The 15944-nt window shown below is 46.3% G+C and carries 17 protein-coding genes; 7 read left to right on the forward strand and 10 right to left on the reverse strand.

Annotation, left to right across the window (positions count from 1 at the left end; translation table 11 throughout):
- Positions 1 to 172 precede the first annotated feature (172 nt).
- The 4 genes from ACR1R9_RS29320 to ACR1R9_RS29335 are packed head-to-tail and all read left to right on the forward strand — an operon-like array spanning position 173 to position 3956.
- Positions 173 to 1282, forward strand: coding sequence for an ABC transporter ATP-binding protein (locus ACR1R9_RS29320; RefSeq protein WP_079695543.1), 1110 nt, complete (start codon positions 173 to 175; stop codon positions 1280 to 1282).
- On the forward strand, positions 1272 to 2105 hold the full coding sequence (locus ACR1R9_RS29325) for an ABC transporter permease (protein ID WP_024632841.1): 834 nt from the start codon (positions 1272 to 1274) through the stop codon (positions 2103 to 2105). The genes ACR1R9_RS29320 and ACR1R9_RS29325 overlap by 11 nt, the downstream gene beginning before the upstream one ends.
- A complete protein-coding gene (locus tag ACR1R9_RS29330; RefSeq protein WP_064641797.1) occupies positions 2080 to 2886 on the forward strand; it encodes an ABC transporter permease in 807 nt (268 codons plus the stop codon). The genes ACR1R9_RS29325 and ACR1R9_RS29330 overlap by 26 nt, the downstream gene beginning before the upstream one ends.
- Positions 2883 to 3956, forward strand: coding sequence for an ABC transporter substrate-binding protein (locus ACR1R9_RS29335; protein WP_433922097.1), 1074 nt, complete (start codon positions 2883 to 2885; stop codon positions 3954 to 3956). Before ACR1R9_RS29330 ends, ACR1R9_RS29335 begins: the two co-directional genes overlap by 4 nt.
- Before the next feature lie 235 nt (positions 3957 to 4191).
- Here ACR1R9_RS29335 and ACR1R9_RS29340 read toward each other — a convergent pair whose 3' ends face one another.
- Positions 4192 to 4824, reverse strand: coding sequence for a hypothetical protein (locus ACR1R9_RS29340; protein WP_076287479.1), 633 nt, complete (start codon positions 4822 to 4824; stop codon positions 4192 to 4194).
- Positions 4825 to 4987: 163 nt separating this feature from the next.
- Between ACR1R9_RS29340 and ACR1R9_RS29345 the strand changes: the two genes are divergently transcribed.
- Positions 4988 to 6067, forward strand: coding sequence for a YiiG family protein (locus tag ACR1R9_RS29345; protein ID WP_433922096.1), 1080 nt, complete (start codon positions 4988 to 4990; stop codon positions 6065 to 6067).
- Between the two features lie 421 nt (positions 6068 to 6488).
- On the opposite strand, the gene ACR1R9_RS29350 is transcribed toward ACR1R9_RS29345, so the two are convergent.
- From ACR1R9_RS29350 to ACR1R9_RS29365, 4 genes are all read right to left on the reverse strand, one after another.
- On the reverse strand, positions 6489 to 6989 hold the full coding sequence (locus ACR1R9_RS29350) for a hypothetical protein (protein WP_113053006.1): 501 nt from the start codon (positions 6987 to 6989) through the stop codon (positions 6489 to 6491).
- Positions 6990 to 7393: 404 nt separating this feature from the next.
- On the reverse strand, positions 7394 to 8395 hold the full coding sequence (locus tag ACR1R9_RS29355; protein WP_310854080.1) for a cation diffusion facilitator family transporter: 1002 nt from the start codon (positions 8393 to 8395) through the stop codon (positions 7394 to 7396).
- A 199-nt stretch (positions 8396 to 8594) separates the two neighbouring features.
- Positions 8595 to 9365, reverse strand: coding sequence for a DODA-type extradiol aromatic ring-opening family dioxygenase (locus tag ACR1R9_RS29360; RefSeq protein WP_433922095.1), 771 nt, complete (start codon positions 9363 to 9365; stop codon positions 8595 to 8597).
- On the reverse strand, positions 9365 to 10039 hold the full coding sequence (locus tag ACR1R9_RS29365) for an alpha/beta hydrolase (protein WP_433922094.1): 675 nt from the start codon (positions 10037 to 10039) through the stop codon (positions 9365 to 9367). Before ACR1R9_RS29365 ends, ACR1R9_RS29360 begins: the two co-directional genes overlap by 1 nt.
- Positions 10040 to 10263: 224 nt before the next feature.
- Here ACR1R9_RS29365 and ACR1R9_RS29370 point away from each other — a divergent pair, with 224 nt between their 5' ends.
- A complete protein-coding gene (locus ACR1R9_RS29370; protein WP_433922093.1) occupies positions 10264 to 10629 on the forward strand; it encodes a glyoxalase superfamily protein in 366 nt (121 codons plus the stop codon).
- Between the two features lie 56 nt (positions 10630 to 10685).
- On the forward strand, positions 10686 to 11234 hold the full coding sequence (locus tag ACR1R9_RS29375) for a helix-turn-helix domain-containing protein (protein WP_064641803.1): 549 nt from the start codon (positions 10686 to 10688) through the stop codon (positions 11232 to 11234).
- 219 nt (positions 11235 to 11453) lie between these two features.
- Here ACR1R9_RS29375 and ACR1R9_RS29380 read toward each other — a convergent pair whose 3' ends face one another.
- The 5 genes from ACR1R9_RS29380 to ACR1R9_RS29400 all read right to left on the reverse strand — a co-directional run bounded on the left by ACR1R9_RS29380 (position 11454) and on the right by ACR1R9_RS29400 (position 15894).
- Positions 11454 to 12173 carry a 3-ketoacyl-ACP reductase gene (locus ACR1R9_RS29380; RefSeq protein WP_433922092.1) on the reverse strand — a complete coding sequence of 240 codons (720 nt, stop codon included), beginning with the start codon at positions 12171 to 12173 and terminating at the stop codon, positions 11454 to 11456.
- An 81-nt stretch (positions 12174 to 12254) separates the two neighbouring features.
- Complete coding sequence (locus ACR1R9_RS29385) at positions 12255 to 13160, reverse strand: DUF4097 family beta strand repeat-containing protein (protein ID WP_433922091.1); 906 nt, start codon at positions 13158 to 13160, stop codon at positions 12255 to 12257.
- Positions 13161 to 13162: 2 nt separating this feature from the next.
- Positions 13163 to 13753 carry an HAAS signaling domain-containing protein gene (locus ACR1R9_RS29390; protein ID WP_076287485.1) on the reverse strand — a complete coding sequence of 197 codons (591 nt, stop codon included), beginning with the start codon at positions 13751 to 13753 and terminating at the stop codon, positions 13163 to 13165.
- The gene (locus ACR1R9_RS29395) at positions 13746 to 14075 is read right to left on the reverse strand and encodes a PadR family transcriptional regulator (RefSeq protein ID WP_076287486.1); all 330 of its coding nucleotides are present in this window, start codon (positions 14073 to 14075) and stop codon (positions 13746 to 13748) included. Before ACR1R9_RS29395 ends, ACR1R9_RS29390 begins: the two co-directional genes overlap by 8 nt.
- Before the next feature lie 274 nt (positions 14076 to 14349).
- Positions 14350 to 15894, reverse strand: coding sequence for an FAD-dependent oxidoreductase (locus ACR1R9_RS29400; protein WP_433922090.1), 1545 nt, complete (start codon positions 15892 to 15894; stop codon positions 14350 to 14352).
- Positions 15895 to 15944: the final 50 nt, after the last annotated feature.

Genomic DNA, 15944 nt, shown 5'->3' on the forward strand with positions numbered 1-15944 from the left:
AATGTATGCTGTATTTGTGAGAATAAGAAGAAATAACACATGGCGTTTACATCAAAACCATTGCGGATATAGCTGAATCATATATAATAGATGGGATTTGTAATGAAGCATGCATGAAAAGAAGTGTACAGGCTCAAGGTATACCTCAAGTTTAAAGGGGGCGAAATGAAGCATGTCAGAACAACAACCGATTATCCGGTTCGACCGGGTGACCCAGCAATACGATCAGGATGAAGCCGTATTGAAGGAAGTCAGCTTCGAGATTGAGCGGGGTAAATTTTATACGCTACTCGGCCCGTCAGGCTGCGGGAAAACAACGATATTGCGCCTGATCGCCGGCTTTGCGGAGCCGACACAGGGCAGTATTTATTTTAACGGTGCACTGATTAACCAAGTGCCGGCTCACCAGCGGCAGGTGAATACCGTATTTCAAGATTACGCGTTATTTCCACATTTGAACGTATTTGAGAACGTGGCTTTTGGTTTGCGCATCAAAAAAATGAAAACCGCTGAAATTCGCGGCAAAGTGCTGGAAGCACTCAAGTTCGTCAATCTCTCCGGTTATGAAAACCGTGAAATTGGCGAGATGTCTGGCGGACAACGGCAGCGTGTCGCCATTGCGCGGGCGATTGTGAATGAGCCCGAGATTTTGCTGCTGGACGAGCCGCTTTCGGCGCTCGATCTGAAGCTGCGGACCGAAATGCAGTATGAACTGCGTGAGTTGCAACAACGGCTGGGCATTACGTTTATTTTTGTCACGCATGATCAGGAAGAAGCCCTGGCGATGTCGGATGAAATTTTTGTCCTGAACGGAGGTGTCATTCAACAGAGCGGCACGCCGAATGATATCTATGATGAGCCGATTAACCGTTTTGTGGCGGACTTTATTGGTGAATCGAACATTGTATCCGGCAAAATGAAGCAGGACTTTGTGGTGGAATTCGCTGGCGCAGAGTACGAGTGTGTCGATCAGGGTTTGCAGCGGGACGAGCCTGTGGAGATTGTGATCCGTCCAGAGGATATGGAGATTACAACTGAGGAACAGGGCAAGATGCAGGTCAACGTGGACTCCCAGCTGTTCCGTGGGGTGCACTACGAGATATCCACCTACGATGATGCGGGTAATGAGTGGCTGGTGCATTCCACGAAGAAAGCCGTTGTAGGTGCTCGTATTGGACTGTATTTTGACCCGGAAGCCATCCACGTCATGCGCTTTAACGAGACGGAAGAAGAGTTCGATAAACGTCTGGAAGCCTATCAAGAGGCCGTTCATGCAGACTAAGGCGAGTACACGCAATGCGTATCTGATTCCATATGTATTATGGATGGTGTTGTTTGTAGTTGCTCCGGTTCTGCTGGTGGTGTATTACTCGTTCTTCGATGTGGAGGGCAATTTCACGCTGGGTAACTACGCTCGCTTCTTTACACCTGTGTACATGCAGATGACCCTGAGCTCGTTCTGGTATGCATTTCTGATCACGGTGTTCTCGCTGTTGGTCTCGTATCCGACGGCGTATTTACTGACTCGTACGAAGCACAAGCAGCTGTGGCTGCTGCTTATTATTTTGCCAAGCTGGATCAATCTGTTGTTAAAAGCGTACGCCTTTATCGGCCTCTTCGGAACGTATGGCTTGACCAATTCCCTACTTGAAGTAGTGGGCATTGGCACGCAACAGATTTTGTTCACCGATTTCAGTTTTATCTTTGTCTCTGTGTACATCTTCATTCCGTTTATGATCCTGCCGATCTTCAACGCGCTGGAAGAGATGAATCCGTCGCTGATCTATGCAGCCCGGGATCTCGGAGCATCTTCATGGCTGACGTTCCGCCGGGTTATCTTCCCACTGACGCTCAGCGGTGTGAAATCCGGCTGTCAGGCCGTATTTATTCCGGCGCTATCCTTGTTCATGATTACCCGCCTTATTGCGGGGAACCGGGTAATTACGCTGGGAACAGCGATTGAGCAGCATTTTCTCGTCACCCAGGACTGGGGGATGGGTTCGACGATTGCCGTCTTTTTGATTATTGCGATGGCGATCATTATGTTCCTGACCGGATCAGGCAAAAAGGAGGTGCGTAATGGGAAGAAACGGAAAGCTGTCTAACGTCTATCTGGCCGTTGTATTCGCCATACTGTACGCACCGATCGCGTATCTGATCTTCTATTCCTTCAACAGTGGCGGGCATATGCGCGGCTTCGAAGGATTTACATTGGAATGGTACAGGGAAGTATTTGCCGATACTCGGCTGCTGATCATTGTACTGAATACGTTTATTATTGCGCTCCTGTCCTCGGCGATCTCTACGATGCTGGGTGTGGCAGGAGCACTGGCGATCTATCATGTGCGGCGCAAACGGACCAAGAATACATTGCTGTCACTCAATAATGTGCTGATCGTTAGTCCGGATGTCATCATTGGTGCATCCTTTCTGATTCTGTTCACCATGATTGGCATCAAGCTTGGATTCACTTCGGTATTGTTGTCTCATATCGCATTCAGCGTGCCGATTGTCGTGATTATGGTGCTGCCAAAGCTTCAGGAGATGAGTCCAACGCTGATGGATGCGGCACGCGACCTGGGTGCTGGATCGTGGCAGATTCTGACTCGTGTGGTGCTGCCATACGTCAAACCGGGTATATTTGCCGGGTTCTTCATGGCCTTGACGTACTCGCTTGATGACTTCGCAGTAACGTTCTTTGTTACAGGGAACGGGTACTCTACACTCTCTGTGGAGATTTATTCAAGAGCAAGGCAGGGTGTGTCATTGTCCATCAATGCGCTGTCCACGCTGCTGTTCCTGCTGACGGTGCTGCTGGTGGTTGGGTATTACTTCATTAACCGTCGTGCCGCGCGTACGCCTGCCGGAAGGGGGCTGCGTCCATGAAGCAACTGGTTCGGACATTTGCAATTGTATTTGTGGCTGCCTTTGCCTTGATGATTCTCGCTTCGTATCTGAACAAGAGTCAGGGATATTCCGGCGGCAACACGTTGACGATTTACAACTGGGGCGATTATATCGACCCCGATTTGCTGAAGGAATTTGAGCAAGAGACCGGCATCAAGGTGATCTACCAGACGTTTGATTCGAACGAAGCGATGTTAACCAAGATTGAGCAGGGCGGAACGACGTTTGATGTGGCGATTCCTTCCGAGTATGCGATTAGCAAAATGAAAGAGGAAAACCTGCTCATTCCGCTGGATCACAGCAAGCTGCCCAATCTGAGCAACATCGACTCTCGGTTCATGGACCTATCCTTTGATGAGGACAACAAGTACTCCATCCCTTACTTCTGGGGTACGGTAGGTATTGTATACAATCCTGAACTGGTTGATGGGTTAACATTTGAGAGCTGGAACGACCTGTGGGACCCACGTTTGAAAAATCAAATCTTGCTGCTCGACGGTGCCCGTGAAGTCATCGGTATGGGGCTGAACAGCCTCGGGTATTCGTTGAACGATACGAACGAAGATCATCTGCAGGAAGCTTTGAAGAAACTGTCCACCCTGACGCCTAACGTCAGAGCGATTGTCGGAGACGAGATCAAAATGCTGCTGGCAAACGAGGAAGCGGCGGTTGGACTCGTATGGTCCGGTGATGCGTCAGAAATTATGGATGAGAACGACAAGCTGGATTACGTGGTTCCGGAGGAAGGCTCGAACCTTTGGTTCGATAACATGGTCATTCCGAAGACTGCGAGTAATATTGAAGGCGCTCATCAGTTTATTAACTTCATGCTGGACCCGGATCATGCGGCTCGTAATGCTGAATATGTCGGGTACTCTACACCGAACGCTCAGGCATTGAATCTGCTGCCAGAGGATATTTCGGAGGATGAGCGATTCTATCCAGATGAGACGCTGACGGGTAAGCTGGAAGTATACAATAATCTGGGCAAAAAAATGCTCTCGCATTATAACGATTTGTTCCTTGAATTTAAAATGCATAGCAAGTAAGAAGGCGATTCGTAGCTGAATATGCTGTTATATTGCTAAGCTAACAAAAAAAGCAGTAACCATCTCCCAGTACAAATCGGGCGAGGGTTGCTGCTTTTTTTTTGATTTTTCCTTGCTGATGTTGTGTTGAATGTACCTTTGCTACTACATAAAGGATTCTTGTCCTTTATGTTCTCGTGTATATAGGTGTTCAATTTATATAGCAAGAACCTTACTAAAATGTTGTACTTATTAATTATTTTCTTTGCAAGGATACGAGAAGCGGTGGGTTTTTGATACGTGCAAACATGACCATGACTGTGATGAGTGCAATCAAGCTAGCCGTTATGATAATGGGAACAGGGCCAATATCGGTAAGGAAGTCGAAAAGTACCTTAACCTTCAACCTTACTTTGTAGCTTTTGCCTGGTTCCAAAGGGTCAGAGGCAAGATAAGCAAGAATAAAAGCAACAGCCGCTGTTATAAACAGTGTAAGTAAAGGTTTGAAGGCGGATTTCAGCGGAGAAACCTGTTTTTCTTCGTATGTATGGCTTTCGTTTAGGTAAGAATGCAATTTTTCGAGAAATTGCTGCTTGATCTCTGGTTCGTCGATGAAAAAATAGAAGTTGTACTTTTTGAGTGAATTATTATCCAAATCCATGTCTACCATCGAATCTTTTTTGTTGGCTTTTACACGATGGATCGAGCTTAAGTGAACAACATCTTTGGAGTTGACGTTGTCAGTCCACTCCCAGTTCCCTTGCTTACCTTCTGTAACAAATCTTAGTGCATCTTCTTTGGGGATTTTCACATACAGATACTCGGGAGTAAGAATTAATGTCCTGTTTTTGTCCATGTCGAAGCTCTCAATAGTCCATTCCTCTGTCATTTAATTAAATCCTCCTTAGCTAATATCTATATATTTATCGGAGTTTATCAATTAAAGTTAAATGTTTACAAAATAAAAAAAGAAATCTAATAAAGGATTAATTTATTTTATGGATTTGCCGATGAAATAAGGATGCTTATACAAAATTTTGGAGGATAAGGAAATGAAAAGTTGGCGCAGCATAACAATTGTTCTGAGTATCGTTATGGTATTAATTGGTTGTACCAAACATGAGATTGGCAAGCCGAATGCGGACAAGGTAAGTCCTAACGAGGGAATTAGTACATCGGGGGATGTACAGACAGAACAATCTGTATCTGAAGATCATAAAGACAAGCTTAGTGAAGCTGAGGCAGAAGAACTTAAAATGAACAAATATAACGCCTATATCATGCTTAATAATATTATAACTGGGCGGCTGAACGATGTAATGGAGCATTATTTAAAAACATTTAGTAGCAAGCCTAATATTAAATTCAACAAAAAACATAACTATTGGGTAAGGTCATTTGTGGACAGGGATGAGACATACATTAAGAAAGCCTTTGAACTTGCTCGTCAAGAACCGGCATTTGACCCGTTGGATACAGCCGCTCTTAATTTGGAACCATCCATGAATAAGCTGATTGGGTACGTCAAGGAAGCGCATGACTATTATGATTTGAAAATGTATGTGGATGACCAGTTCGAAAAAGGCAAGCAACTACATAATCAGATTCTCTCATCCTATGATGAGTATGAGAAAGCAACGGAGGTTTTCATTCTGGCATTGAGTAAGATGTCAGAACAGCATCTAAAGGAAACGATGGAACAATTGAAGGAGAACGATCAGCTACTCCGATATAGCGCGTTGCAATTTATAAGCGATGCTAATGCGTTAACGGCAGAGATGGAGGAGCAGGGCATCAACGCAAGCAATGTGCTAGATATCGATATGAAGAAATTCAAGAAGATGTACGATTCTCTAAAAAGTACCATGGAGTCCTTGATCCAGTATTCCTCTGACGATACGAGGGTGCGGTCAGAAGGTTTTTCACCGAATCAGTTGAACATGTTCATGGATAATGCCAAAGCAGTGAAAGTGGCTGCATCTGAAATCATCGAGCGGATCAACGATAAGAATAAAGTTCCCGATTATAAGTTAAGAGCGGAATTTGCGCTTAAACATGAAAAAGGAACGCCTGAAAAGTATAACGCTGCGGTCATTGCGGCAATTAATATATACAATCAGGGCATCTATTGAGAGGCTAACAGGCAAGCTCGAAGTATACGCAATATAACGATTTGTTCCTCGAATTTAAAATGCATAGCAAGTAAAAGTGCATAGCCATGCGGATTATTTCTATATGCCGAATATATATCAGCACACACGCCTGCCAGTATAGAGGCATGCATACATGACTCTTAGCCAAACATCCCCTGATCCTTTAATGGACCAGGGGATGTTTGGCTTTTTCTTTACCCTACCTCAGAGCAAATAGCTCAGGTGGTTGTCTTATCTTTGTTTACACGTTAACGGAGGGGACAGAACAAACGAAGGAAGCGAAGCGTGCGCCTTTATCCCCGGATTTTCCCATTCTAGATGGGATTCAAAAAAATCTGGGGATAACAGCGATCCGAAGTTGTTCTGTCACCGCAGTGGTCAAGTGTAAACGACATAAGATTTACATGCGCTTTTTGCGACCCACAATGATCCATGCCCCGCCCATAATCAGCACAATTGCCACGAACGGCTGGACAAAGGACAGGCTGTTCAGCATCGTGCCAATCGACATGACGGAGAAGAATAACAGTGAGATAACTGTCAGAATGTTGATTGGAATCAGCAACCATTTGTTACGGCCACCGAACCAATACAATTCAAACAAACCTACCGCTACCGCAAGAATGAAGCCAGGCCACATCGTGCTCCAGTTACCAAAGAGCATGGCGATCTGGCTGACAATACCTGCCGTAAGCAAGATGCCCCCGGGAACCAGCAATCCAACCCCTCGTCCAATCATGGAGAAGTACAGCCAGTGGAAGAATAGCCCCAGTGGAATCACAAATAGGGTGGGCCAGAACGTGGCGAAGATCGTACCCGGACCGAGTGAACCTCCCTGGTTCAAAATCAGGTATACGCCGAGCAAAATAAGCACAGGCGCAAGGATGGTGCGTTTAGCCATAATATCTCTCCTTTTCAATACAAGATCAATTCCCGAACGGTCATGGAGTATGTTTTCTCGTTATTCACAGCATACCATGAACCGCAAAAGGGTATCCTCGGTCTTTGGAGTTAAACTGTACCTAGACTAAAGTCTAGGTTAAAAACATGCAATCGAGATTAGTCCAATCAAAGGCTCCACTGAAACGTTCCGTCTGAAATGGCTGGATCAATTGATAAAGATGGGCATGAAGCAAGGTGGCAGAAGTAAACCTCATGCCTGTCACTCAACGAATGCTAACCAACAAGTTTAGCTCAACTTTAGCAGCCATGGAGTTATATTAGCTATGTCACGTTGTTTGCTATGTAAAGAAGCCCACTCCGCGAAGTGTGGGCCCTTTTCTATTATTAAAACAGGACAATCCGTTATTTCAATACATCAGAATGCTTCTTGCCCCAGCTGTTCACGCCATCATCTTCGATAATTGAAATGGCCGCATCAGCGATGTCCGGATCTGTCATTAACTTCTCTTGGATACGGAACTTGATATCATCGGCATCGGCAAGACTCAATCCTTTGGTCAGTTCAATCAGACCTTCTACGTGATAATAACGACCTTCCTGAATAATGCGCATCATCTGGATATCTGCAACATGAGAGTCTGCCAGAATGGTCTGGGATACTTTATCCTCAACATCCTGTGGAGCAGCTACACCAATCAGTCCGATCATATTGTCATAACCGACACGGAAAGCGACAGCAATCATCAAGCATCCAATAATGGTCGTCACGATTCCATCGAGCAATGCAAAATTGGTCAGTGCAATGACGACGACAGAGATCAGTGCGAGTGTCGCACCGAGTACCGCTACAATATCTTCGTAAAATACAAGGCGTGTTGGCGGTGCGGCGCGTCCTACATTTTTGATCGCAGCAGGGAACAGGGCGAGACCTGACGCTTTGGGCGCACGTGCTTCGTGTAGAATTTCTTTCATCGCTTTAATTAAAATGGCTCCATCGATCACAATGTTAAGCACCAGCACGCCGATGTTAATCCAGATACCGCCGGAATGAGCAGCCGGATGCAGTAACAAGTGAATCCCTTCATGGATCGTTTCATACGCCATAATGGTAACAACGATAACGGCAATCATACAGAAAATGTTGATGACCCGCCCGAATCCGGTCGGAAAGCGGCGTGTAGGTTTTTTCTCGGACAACACACTTCCGACAAAGACAAACCCTTGGTTGATGGCATCGGCTAGAGAGTGCATCGCCGAGGCGAACATGGCGCCACTGCCACTGAATAGAAAGGCTCCTCCTTTGCACAGTGCAAGTACAGCATTTCCTGCCATAGCTACAGCCGAGGATGTGTTCCCCTTTTTGACGAGAGACATTAAGCTCTCAGACTTTGGTTGTTCAGCCACTTCGAATGTTCCTCCCAGAAAGATGTGATAGGTGTAGAAAGAGTATTCCTTAATTACAGCTTGGTCATTTCCACTAAATGTTATTATAGCTTGCTTTACAAATCCCAGCATTATGCAAAAAAGGTCATATCACTAAAAACACCCGTGCGAGTTCGCACGAGTGTCTGGTTATTTTTATATAAGGTGTTATATCAATGAATCAATCAAATTTCCAGCAAGACAGGCTCAGGTTGCCATACTGATAGGCTTTGAACAGGAGTGATGCCTGCTTGTTCTGATCTCCCACACCCATGGCGAGCAGCAATGGTACAAAATGCTCTGGCGTTGGCACGGCTGCTTGGGCTGATGGCGCCAGTTTATCATAGGCTAAGAGGGACTCTGTATCCCAACTCACCAGTTTGTCTTGCAGCCAGTTGTCAAACGCCATGGCCCAAGGGTCAACGCCTGCGCTTTCCCAGTTTAACTGACGCAGGTTGTGTACCGTTCCTCCACTGCCAATCACTAGAACGTCCTGCTCACGCAATGTAGCCAGCGCTTTTCCTACCTGATATTGCTGTTCATTGGACAGATATCGATTCACGGATAAAGCAACGACCGGAATGTCCGCATTCGGATAGAGCAGACGAAGGACGACCCATGCACCGTGGTCCAGACCGCGAACGGAGTCACTTTCTACAGGAATACCAGCATTCGCAAACAGGCGCTGGATTTCCGCTGTTGTCTCTTCATGTCCTTGAGCAGGATATTTGATCTGATACAGCTCGGGCTGGAAGCCGCCGAAATCATAGATGGTTTCGTAATTGGCTACTGAAGAAACCAACTGAGTTGTAGATTCCCAGTGAGCAGAGAACAATACGATCGCTTTGGGTTTCGGCAGTTCCTGTCCAAGTTTTTGCAGAAATTCAGTGTATGCATTTTCCTCCAGTGCAAGTGATGGCGCACCATGAGCAATAAACAGGGATGGCATCATTATGAATTCAGTCCTTTCGGGTCTTCGGCAGTCAGCTTGGCATCCGTCCGAAGCCATTGTTGAAATTGTTGATATAAGTCGGGGGTGACTTGATGTCCACCGTGATATGGAACGTACGTAACGTTATTGGTCTGTTCACGGAAGAAGCTGGCGTTATCTTCACCAAGTTGCAGCGGGAAGAGATGATCCTGATCGCCATGCGAAATAAATACAGATAACTCCGAGTTGGGCTGTATCTTGTATTCGTCTTTCACAAATTGCGGAATGTAACCACTCATGGCTACAATTCCCTTGATAGCATCTCCCATAATCAGTGAGAGCGTCATCGCCATAATGGCTCCCTGACTGAACCCGGCGATATAACGCCGTGCGGGGTCAATGGTATATCTGGCGGACAAGTCAACGATTAGCTGTTGCAGTCCCTGAACAGAGGCGTCGAACAATTCACGGACGGGATTGCCAATGCTTTTAATTTGAAAATAGGCGTAGCCGCTCCCCTGACCAATAGGCCCACGTACGGCGACGATAATAAAATCGGACTGAAGAGGCTCCATTAAGCGAAGCATATCCTGTTCATCCGAACCCATGCCATGCAGGGCAAAGATAACGGGATATTGTTGTTCTGTATTGTAATTGGAAGGAAGCCGAACCTCGTAAGTCAATGAATAATTCAATGCAACCACCACCTGATAAGAAATAAGTAATCAAAATAAAGTTCACTAATATGAAATTAATATTCTTATTAATGAACAAAATTTATCATGATTCCATTGTAGGGTCAATATTTTTTTTGTATTATGAAAATATGTTCCGTATAAGAAATCTATAATGATCTATAACGATGTAGCAGGCGGATCGGCAAAGTAATCCATATATTACTCCCAAGGACGTGATAATAATGCTCAACGGAATCGTACCTATTCTGAGGATATTTGATGAAGACAAGGCGAAAGAGTTCTACCTGGAATATCTGGGTTTTCGATTGGATTGGGAACATCGGTTTGAGCCAGATTTGCCGTTATATATGCAGGTATCTTTGGATTCCATTCAATTGCATCTATCCGGACATCATGGCGATTGTACGCCTGGAGCGGCTTTACGAATAGAAACGGATGCGCTTGATGCATTATGTGAGGCGCTCAATCGGAAAAAGTACAAGCATTCCAGACCTGGCATTACCGGCACGCCGTGGAATCTCAGGGAAATGACAGTGATTGATCCGTTTGGCAACCGGATTGTTTTTTATGAACCAAACGCAGAATAAGATGGAGTAATGAATATACAGATCGGATATACAGATCAAAGGGGGAGGATTGCAGCATGGATATTGGTCTAGCCATTCGTACGATCCGCAAACAAAAACAGATCACCATCATGCAAATGTGCGAAGGTACGGGGCTATCCAAGGGATTTATCAGCAACGTGGAAAATAATAAGACATCACCGTCCATCGCGACGCTCGAAAGTATCGCGGATTATCTGGAAGTGCCACTGCCATACTTGCTGCTGTCACCGGAACAGCGGATGAACGTGGTGCGCAAGGATGAGCGCAAGGAGACGACTGCCGGAAGTGGGCAGATCAAAGTACAACATCTAACAGCCAAGGGCGCCATGCGTATGTCCATTGTGGAGCTGCCAGCAGGTGCATCGACTGGAGTTAATAAGCACGCCGGAGAAGAAAGCCATCTGGTTCTGCAAGGCCGAATTCGCGCAGAGCAGTGTGAGGATGTAGAGATTCTGGAAGCGGGGGATTCATTCAGCTGGAATGCCATCGTTCCCCACGAAGTAACCAATATTGGGGAGGAGCCCGCGGTAGTACTGATCGCCGTGTCCAAGGAGTTGGATTTGGATCATTTGTGGAACGCATAAGCAAAGGATCTTGGAATGGAGAAGGAGAGAAGTAACGCTGCATTAATCATAAGGATAGAGAATCAGCGTGATGAATCGTATTCGGACACTTTGGCGGCTACTGAATATATAAAAGGCCGCCCAGAGGTTTCTCGGGCGGCCGGATGGCGACGGAGTGCATCATTAGAAATGGTTGCTTCGTCATTCATTGTTCTTTATAAATGGTCTGACTTCTCTTGCTTACTGTGGATTGGTTGTCCAGATGCCTGCGGCTTTAACAAATACACGGTCCGACAGTTTGAGTGTCGCCAAAGCCAGTTCAGCTACGTCTTCCGCTTGCATCATGCGGTCTTCGTCTCCAATTTTGAGTCCGGCATTCGTTGCCAGCTCCGTGTTCACTGTACTTGGTGTTAACGCAGTAACCCGGATATTGGATTTGCGCACTTCCTGCATCAGGGATTCGGTCATGCCGAGCAATGCGAATTTGGAAGCACAGTAAGCTGAGCCTGTAGCAAATCCACGCTCGCCTGCGGTGGAGGCGATGTTGATAATGCTGCCGCTGCTTTCCTTAATCATGCTTGGCAGTACAGCACGAGTTACATAGTATGTACCCATGACATTAACATGCAGGATACGTTCCCACTCTTCCGGGTCCATGTCCAGTAGTGTGCCGAAGCTTGCAATGCCTGCATTGTTGATCAGAATGTCGACTGCGCCAAGCTCCATCTCAATCGCAGCTACGGCTGCTTCAGCCTGAGTACGATCGGAAATATCCGCAATGGCACTGGTTACTTTTACACCATATTCCTGGCTTAGCGATTGCTGGAGAGCCTCCAGATCGGAGGCCGTCCGAGCGATAAGTCCAAGATGTACACCTTTCTTGGCAAGTGCTTCAGCAATGGCACGGCCAATACCTTTACCGGCGCCAGTGATGACAGCCGTTTTATTTTTAAGTTCCATGTGGGTAACTCCTCCTTAGAATTGGACTAGCATTTAATTATACTATATTACCCACAGTTCGAATATTTGCTTCATCATGATTTATGATGATTGTTTGATTTTGATGCTACCTGAGGTAGTGCGAGCTTTGATGACTTCGCGGCTTACCATGGGTGAATCAGGTATCTTCACATCACCGGATGTGGCCTGTGCATCGTAAATGCCGTCAAAATCAGGCGCTGCCTGTATGGAGATATCTCCTGACTGTCCCGATACATCAATTGGACCGGAAACTTCTTGCTCAATTTTCACACTACCGGAAGTGAACTTAACATTTGCTGCACCGTTCAATTGCGTAATTTTGGTATCTCCCGACTGTACACTTCGGGTCACATCGCCATCAATGCCATTCAGCGTGAAACTTCCGGAAGTTTGTTTGACTTCCATATCTCCTGCAATAGCTGCAGCTTTAATGTCTCCTGAAGTTAGATCGAGTTGAATGGTTGGTGCGGTAATGTCCTGAAGGTGAATGCTTCCAGACGTAGTGTTAAGGTCCAAGGTATTGGCATGCAGACCCTTCAGATCCAGATCACTGGAAGAAGAGACGATGTTAACTTCATCCAGCTGATGTCCTTCAGGTAACGCTACTGTGATCGTTTGCTGCTGATTATTCCAATAAAGGGTGAAAAATTGCAAACGCAAACGCTCTTCCTGGTTTAACGTAAAGGTTCCATCCTTGATCGAAGCCTGTTTAAAACCTTCAATTACGGCTGGGTCCCACTTTCCGTCGACTTCAATGTAGCCATTGGAATCCGGACTGACAACGAATTCAATATCTGCGCTTAAGTTGGCATTCATCATGATATTGTGCAGCTCATCATTTTTGAATTCCCAACGTTTGGAGTAGGGTTCTCTCTTGTCTCCGAACTGAACTCCGTAAATGGAGGTTCCGAGCAAACCGATACCGATACATAGTATGGCTAAAGCAATCCATTTTTTGGTGCTCATGACTAGACATCCCCTTTCATCGTCTTTTGATTCCATCTTATATACTGAAGAGTGATGGACTTAAAGGCTTTAAACACCGATTTTGTTGCAATGGCGAATAGAATGCCTACACCGAATACTCCAATCGAAACGAACAATTCAGAATACTCAAAATGGCCGAGATATAAGAAATCCACAGCAGCAGCAACCGGGGCTACTACCAGCAGCGACAAACTGGCAATGGTGAGCCATACCGACCACAGAGTCAGTCCTAGCGGAATCGCGAGTATGATGTTCAAGAAAAAAAGTCCGATGGCCGTGAAGAAGTTGCGTGCAGCCCGATTCCCCTTCTTTTGCTGTGAACGCATTTCTTCGAATGTTGGCGCATAAAACGGATCAGATCCTGGCGTGTGTGCATCATATCGGTCACCTAACGCTTCTTTGGCAATCTCGATCGGATGCCCCAGTTCCCGTGCAATCTCTTCTTCTAGTCTTCCTTCTCTTAATCCCATCTCAAAATGCTGTTCATAATCAGCGAGCAATTCGGCCCGTTCCAGCGGGTCCATCGGTCTTAGATGAATCTCCATTGCCTGCATGAATTGTTGTCTATTCATTTGGGGTACCTTCCTCTATAAGATTTGCGACATTGCGCACAAAACTATTCCATTCATTCGTGAGAGTCTTCATATAGTCACGGCCGGTATCAGACAGTTTGTAGTACTTACGTGGTGGGCCTTCACTGGATTCCTGTAGGTAAGTCGTACAATAGCCGTCATTGACCAATCTCCGCAAAAGGGGATACAGCGCACCTTCCGCCACTTCAATATGCTGGGATACAGCCTGAGCCAGTTCGTAGCCGTAACGATCCTGGCGGTTGATCAGCACGAGGACGCATAGTTCCAGCACCCCTTTTTTGAATTGAATATTAACATTCACTTGGGTTCCTCCTTGTTGCTCTATCCAATCACTAGTGTGTATTGTTCAGTAGTCGTGAATTCATCATAGCACCCGGTAGTGTTTAATGCAAGGTAGTGATTTTAAAATAGTTCCGTATCACGATGTCCCGCTGAGTTGGACTAACTTCGTTTTCTCGCTAATTAATCTATAGATCAGCATACGCAAAACCCGAATCGGTTACTTCCGTCTGAAGACGGATTCCGATCCGGGTCTATGGGATGAAGGTATACAACGATGGGGGTATCAGCTTAGTTTATTCTTGTGCTTCCAGCATCTTAAGGTCTTTAACAGCAGGGCCTTCAATGACTTTGCCTGCGTAATCGAAGCGTGAGCCGTGGCATGGGCAATCCCAGGAACGTTCCCCAGCATTCCATTCCACTTCACAACCCAAATGGGTGCAGGTGGTATCCACCAGAAAGAGTTTGCCCGTCGGGTCCTTGTAGGCGCCAGCACGTTTACCATCATGGCGAACAACGGCCCCTTCATCGTTGCCGAGTTCTCCCGTGTTCTTGTGAATAATGCCGACTTTGCCAGAGATCAGCTCCGCGGCTACATTGACATTCTCTACAAGGAAGTTTTTCACACCAGGGTCTACCTTGAATCTTGCAGGATCGAATACAGCAGCGTAAGCGTTGTCGCGTCCGGTAATCCGGTCCGTAAGGATATGACCAGCCATCGTTCCTGTGGTCATGCCCCATTTGGCAAAGCCGGTAGCCACATAGACACGTTCATGTCGTCCTGTAATTGGCCCAATGTAAGGGACCTTATCGATGGAGATCAGATCCTGGGCTGACCAGCGGAAAGGGATGTTGCGAATGCCAAATGTTTCTGCTGCATAGCGCTCCAAATTTTCATAATGACCGACAGTGCAGATGCCCTGTCCGGTTTTGTGATTTTCCCCGCCAAAGAGGATGTGTTCCTTCCCTTTATGAATGACAGTACGCAGGGATCGATAGGGTTCATCGTCAGAGATATACATGCCACCGGCGAAAGGTTTCTGAGGTTCTACAACGACAGCATAGGAACGTTCAGCGTGCAGCCGTGAAAAATAAAATCCGGGGTCATAGACCGGAAAATGGGAGGCAACAACGACATGTTCGGCTGTTACGGATGGACCATTCTCATATGTACGCACATGTAGCGAGGCATCTTCCTCTACATCGGTTACCGTTGTATGTTCGTAGATGCGTACACCTTGCTTGACTGCGGATTCCAGTAAGTAATGCAAATAACTGAGCGGGTCAAAGCGAGCTTGTCCCGGCATCTTAATCCCTGCCCTGGACGGAACAGGGATGGGAAGGGGATCAACCCATTGACCAGGAATATTCAGCTTGCCATAGGCTGTCAGCTCAATCTCCAGCTTCTTGAGATTTTCCTCGGATTGAATGTAGACATAGGCATCTTCCTCAGCCCACTGGCAATCAATTTGTTTCTCTTTTACCAGATCACGCATCCACTTGGCAGCTGTTGCATTGCCTTCATAATACATGCGGGCCTGTTCTTCTCCAAAATGATGAAGCAATTCATCAAATATCACACCATGCTGTGCCGATACCTTGGCCGTTGTATGGCCTGTTGTGCCATCCAGTACTTTTCCGGCTTCAAGCACGACCACACGCATGCCCTTCTGGGCCAGCAAATAGGCTGTTGTAATACCTGCAATTCCTGCACCAATAATGGCTACATCGGCGGTTGTATCTTCTGTCAGTTTCGGATATTCATTGAATGGGTTTGTTGCTCTCCACAGCGATTCCGGGATGGAGGGCAAACCTGACGGGGGTTGTTGATGGTCACTCACTCGATTTTCCTCCTTCAATATTCTTCTTCATTGAGGACTACGCCTAGCTC

Origin of the sequence: Paenibacillus taichungensis (assembly GCF_050994985.1) — a bacterium.
Taxonomy (GTDB): Bacteria; Bacillota; Bacilli; order Paenibacillales; family Paenibacillaceae; genus Paenibacillus; species Paenibacillus taichungensis.

Bases quoted from the DNA above. Each gene is read 5' to 3' on its own strand.
- ACR1R9_RS29380 (WP_433922092.1), bottom strand. From the start codon at position 12,173: ATGGAACTTAAAAATAAAACGGCTGTCATCACTGGCGCCGGTAAAGGT.
- ACR1R9_RS29325 (WP_024632841.1), top strand. From the start codon at position 1,272: ATGCAGACTAAGGCGAGTACACGCAATGCGTATCTGATTCCATATGTA.
- ACR1R9_RS29335 (WP_433922097.1), top strand. From the start codon at position 2,883: ATGAAGCAACTGGTTCGGACATTTGCAATTGTATTTGTGGCTGCCTTT.
- ACR1R9_RS29385 (WP_433922091.1), bottom strand. From the start codon at position 13,160: ATGAGCACCAAAAAATGGATTGCTTTAGCCATACTATGTATCGGTATC.
- ACR1R9_RS29330 (WP_064641797.1), top strand. From the start codon at position 2,080: ATGGGAAGAAACGGAAAGCTGTCTAACGTCTATCTGGCCGTTGTATTC.
- ACR1R9_RS29390 (WP_076287485.1), bottom strand. From the start codon at position 13,753: ATGAATAGACAACAATTCATGCAGGCAATGGAGATTCATCTAAGACCG.
- ACR1R9_RS29360 (WP_433922095.1), bottom strand. From the start codon at position 9,365: ATGATGCCATCCCTGTTTATTGCTCATGGTGCGCCATCACTTGCACTG.
- ACR1R9_RS29320 (WP_079695543.1), top strand. From the start codon at position 173: ATGTCAGAACAACAACCGATTATCCGGTTCGACCGGGTGACCCAGCAA.
- ACR1R9_RS29370 (WP_433922093.1), top strand. From the start codon at position 10,264: ATGCTCAACGGAATCGTACCTATTCTGAGGATATTTGATGAAGACAAG.
- ACR1R9_RS29345 (WP_433922096.1), top strand. From the start codon at position 4,988: ATGAAAAGTTGGCGCAGCATAACAATTGTTCTGAGTATCGTTATGGTA.
- ACR1R9_RS29350 (WP_113053006.1), bottom strand. From the start codon at position 6,989: ATGGCTAAACGCACCATCCTTGCGCCTGTGCTTATTTTGCTCGGCGTA.
- ACR1R9_RS29340 (WP_076287479.1), bottom strand. From the start codon at position 4,824: ATGACAGAGGAATGGACTATTGAGAGCTTCGACATGGACAAAAACAGG.
- ACR1R9_RS29375 (WP_064641803.1), top strand. From the start codon at position 10,686: ATGGATATTGGTCTAGCCATTCGTACGATCCGCAAACAAAAACAGATC.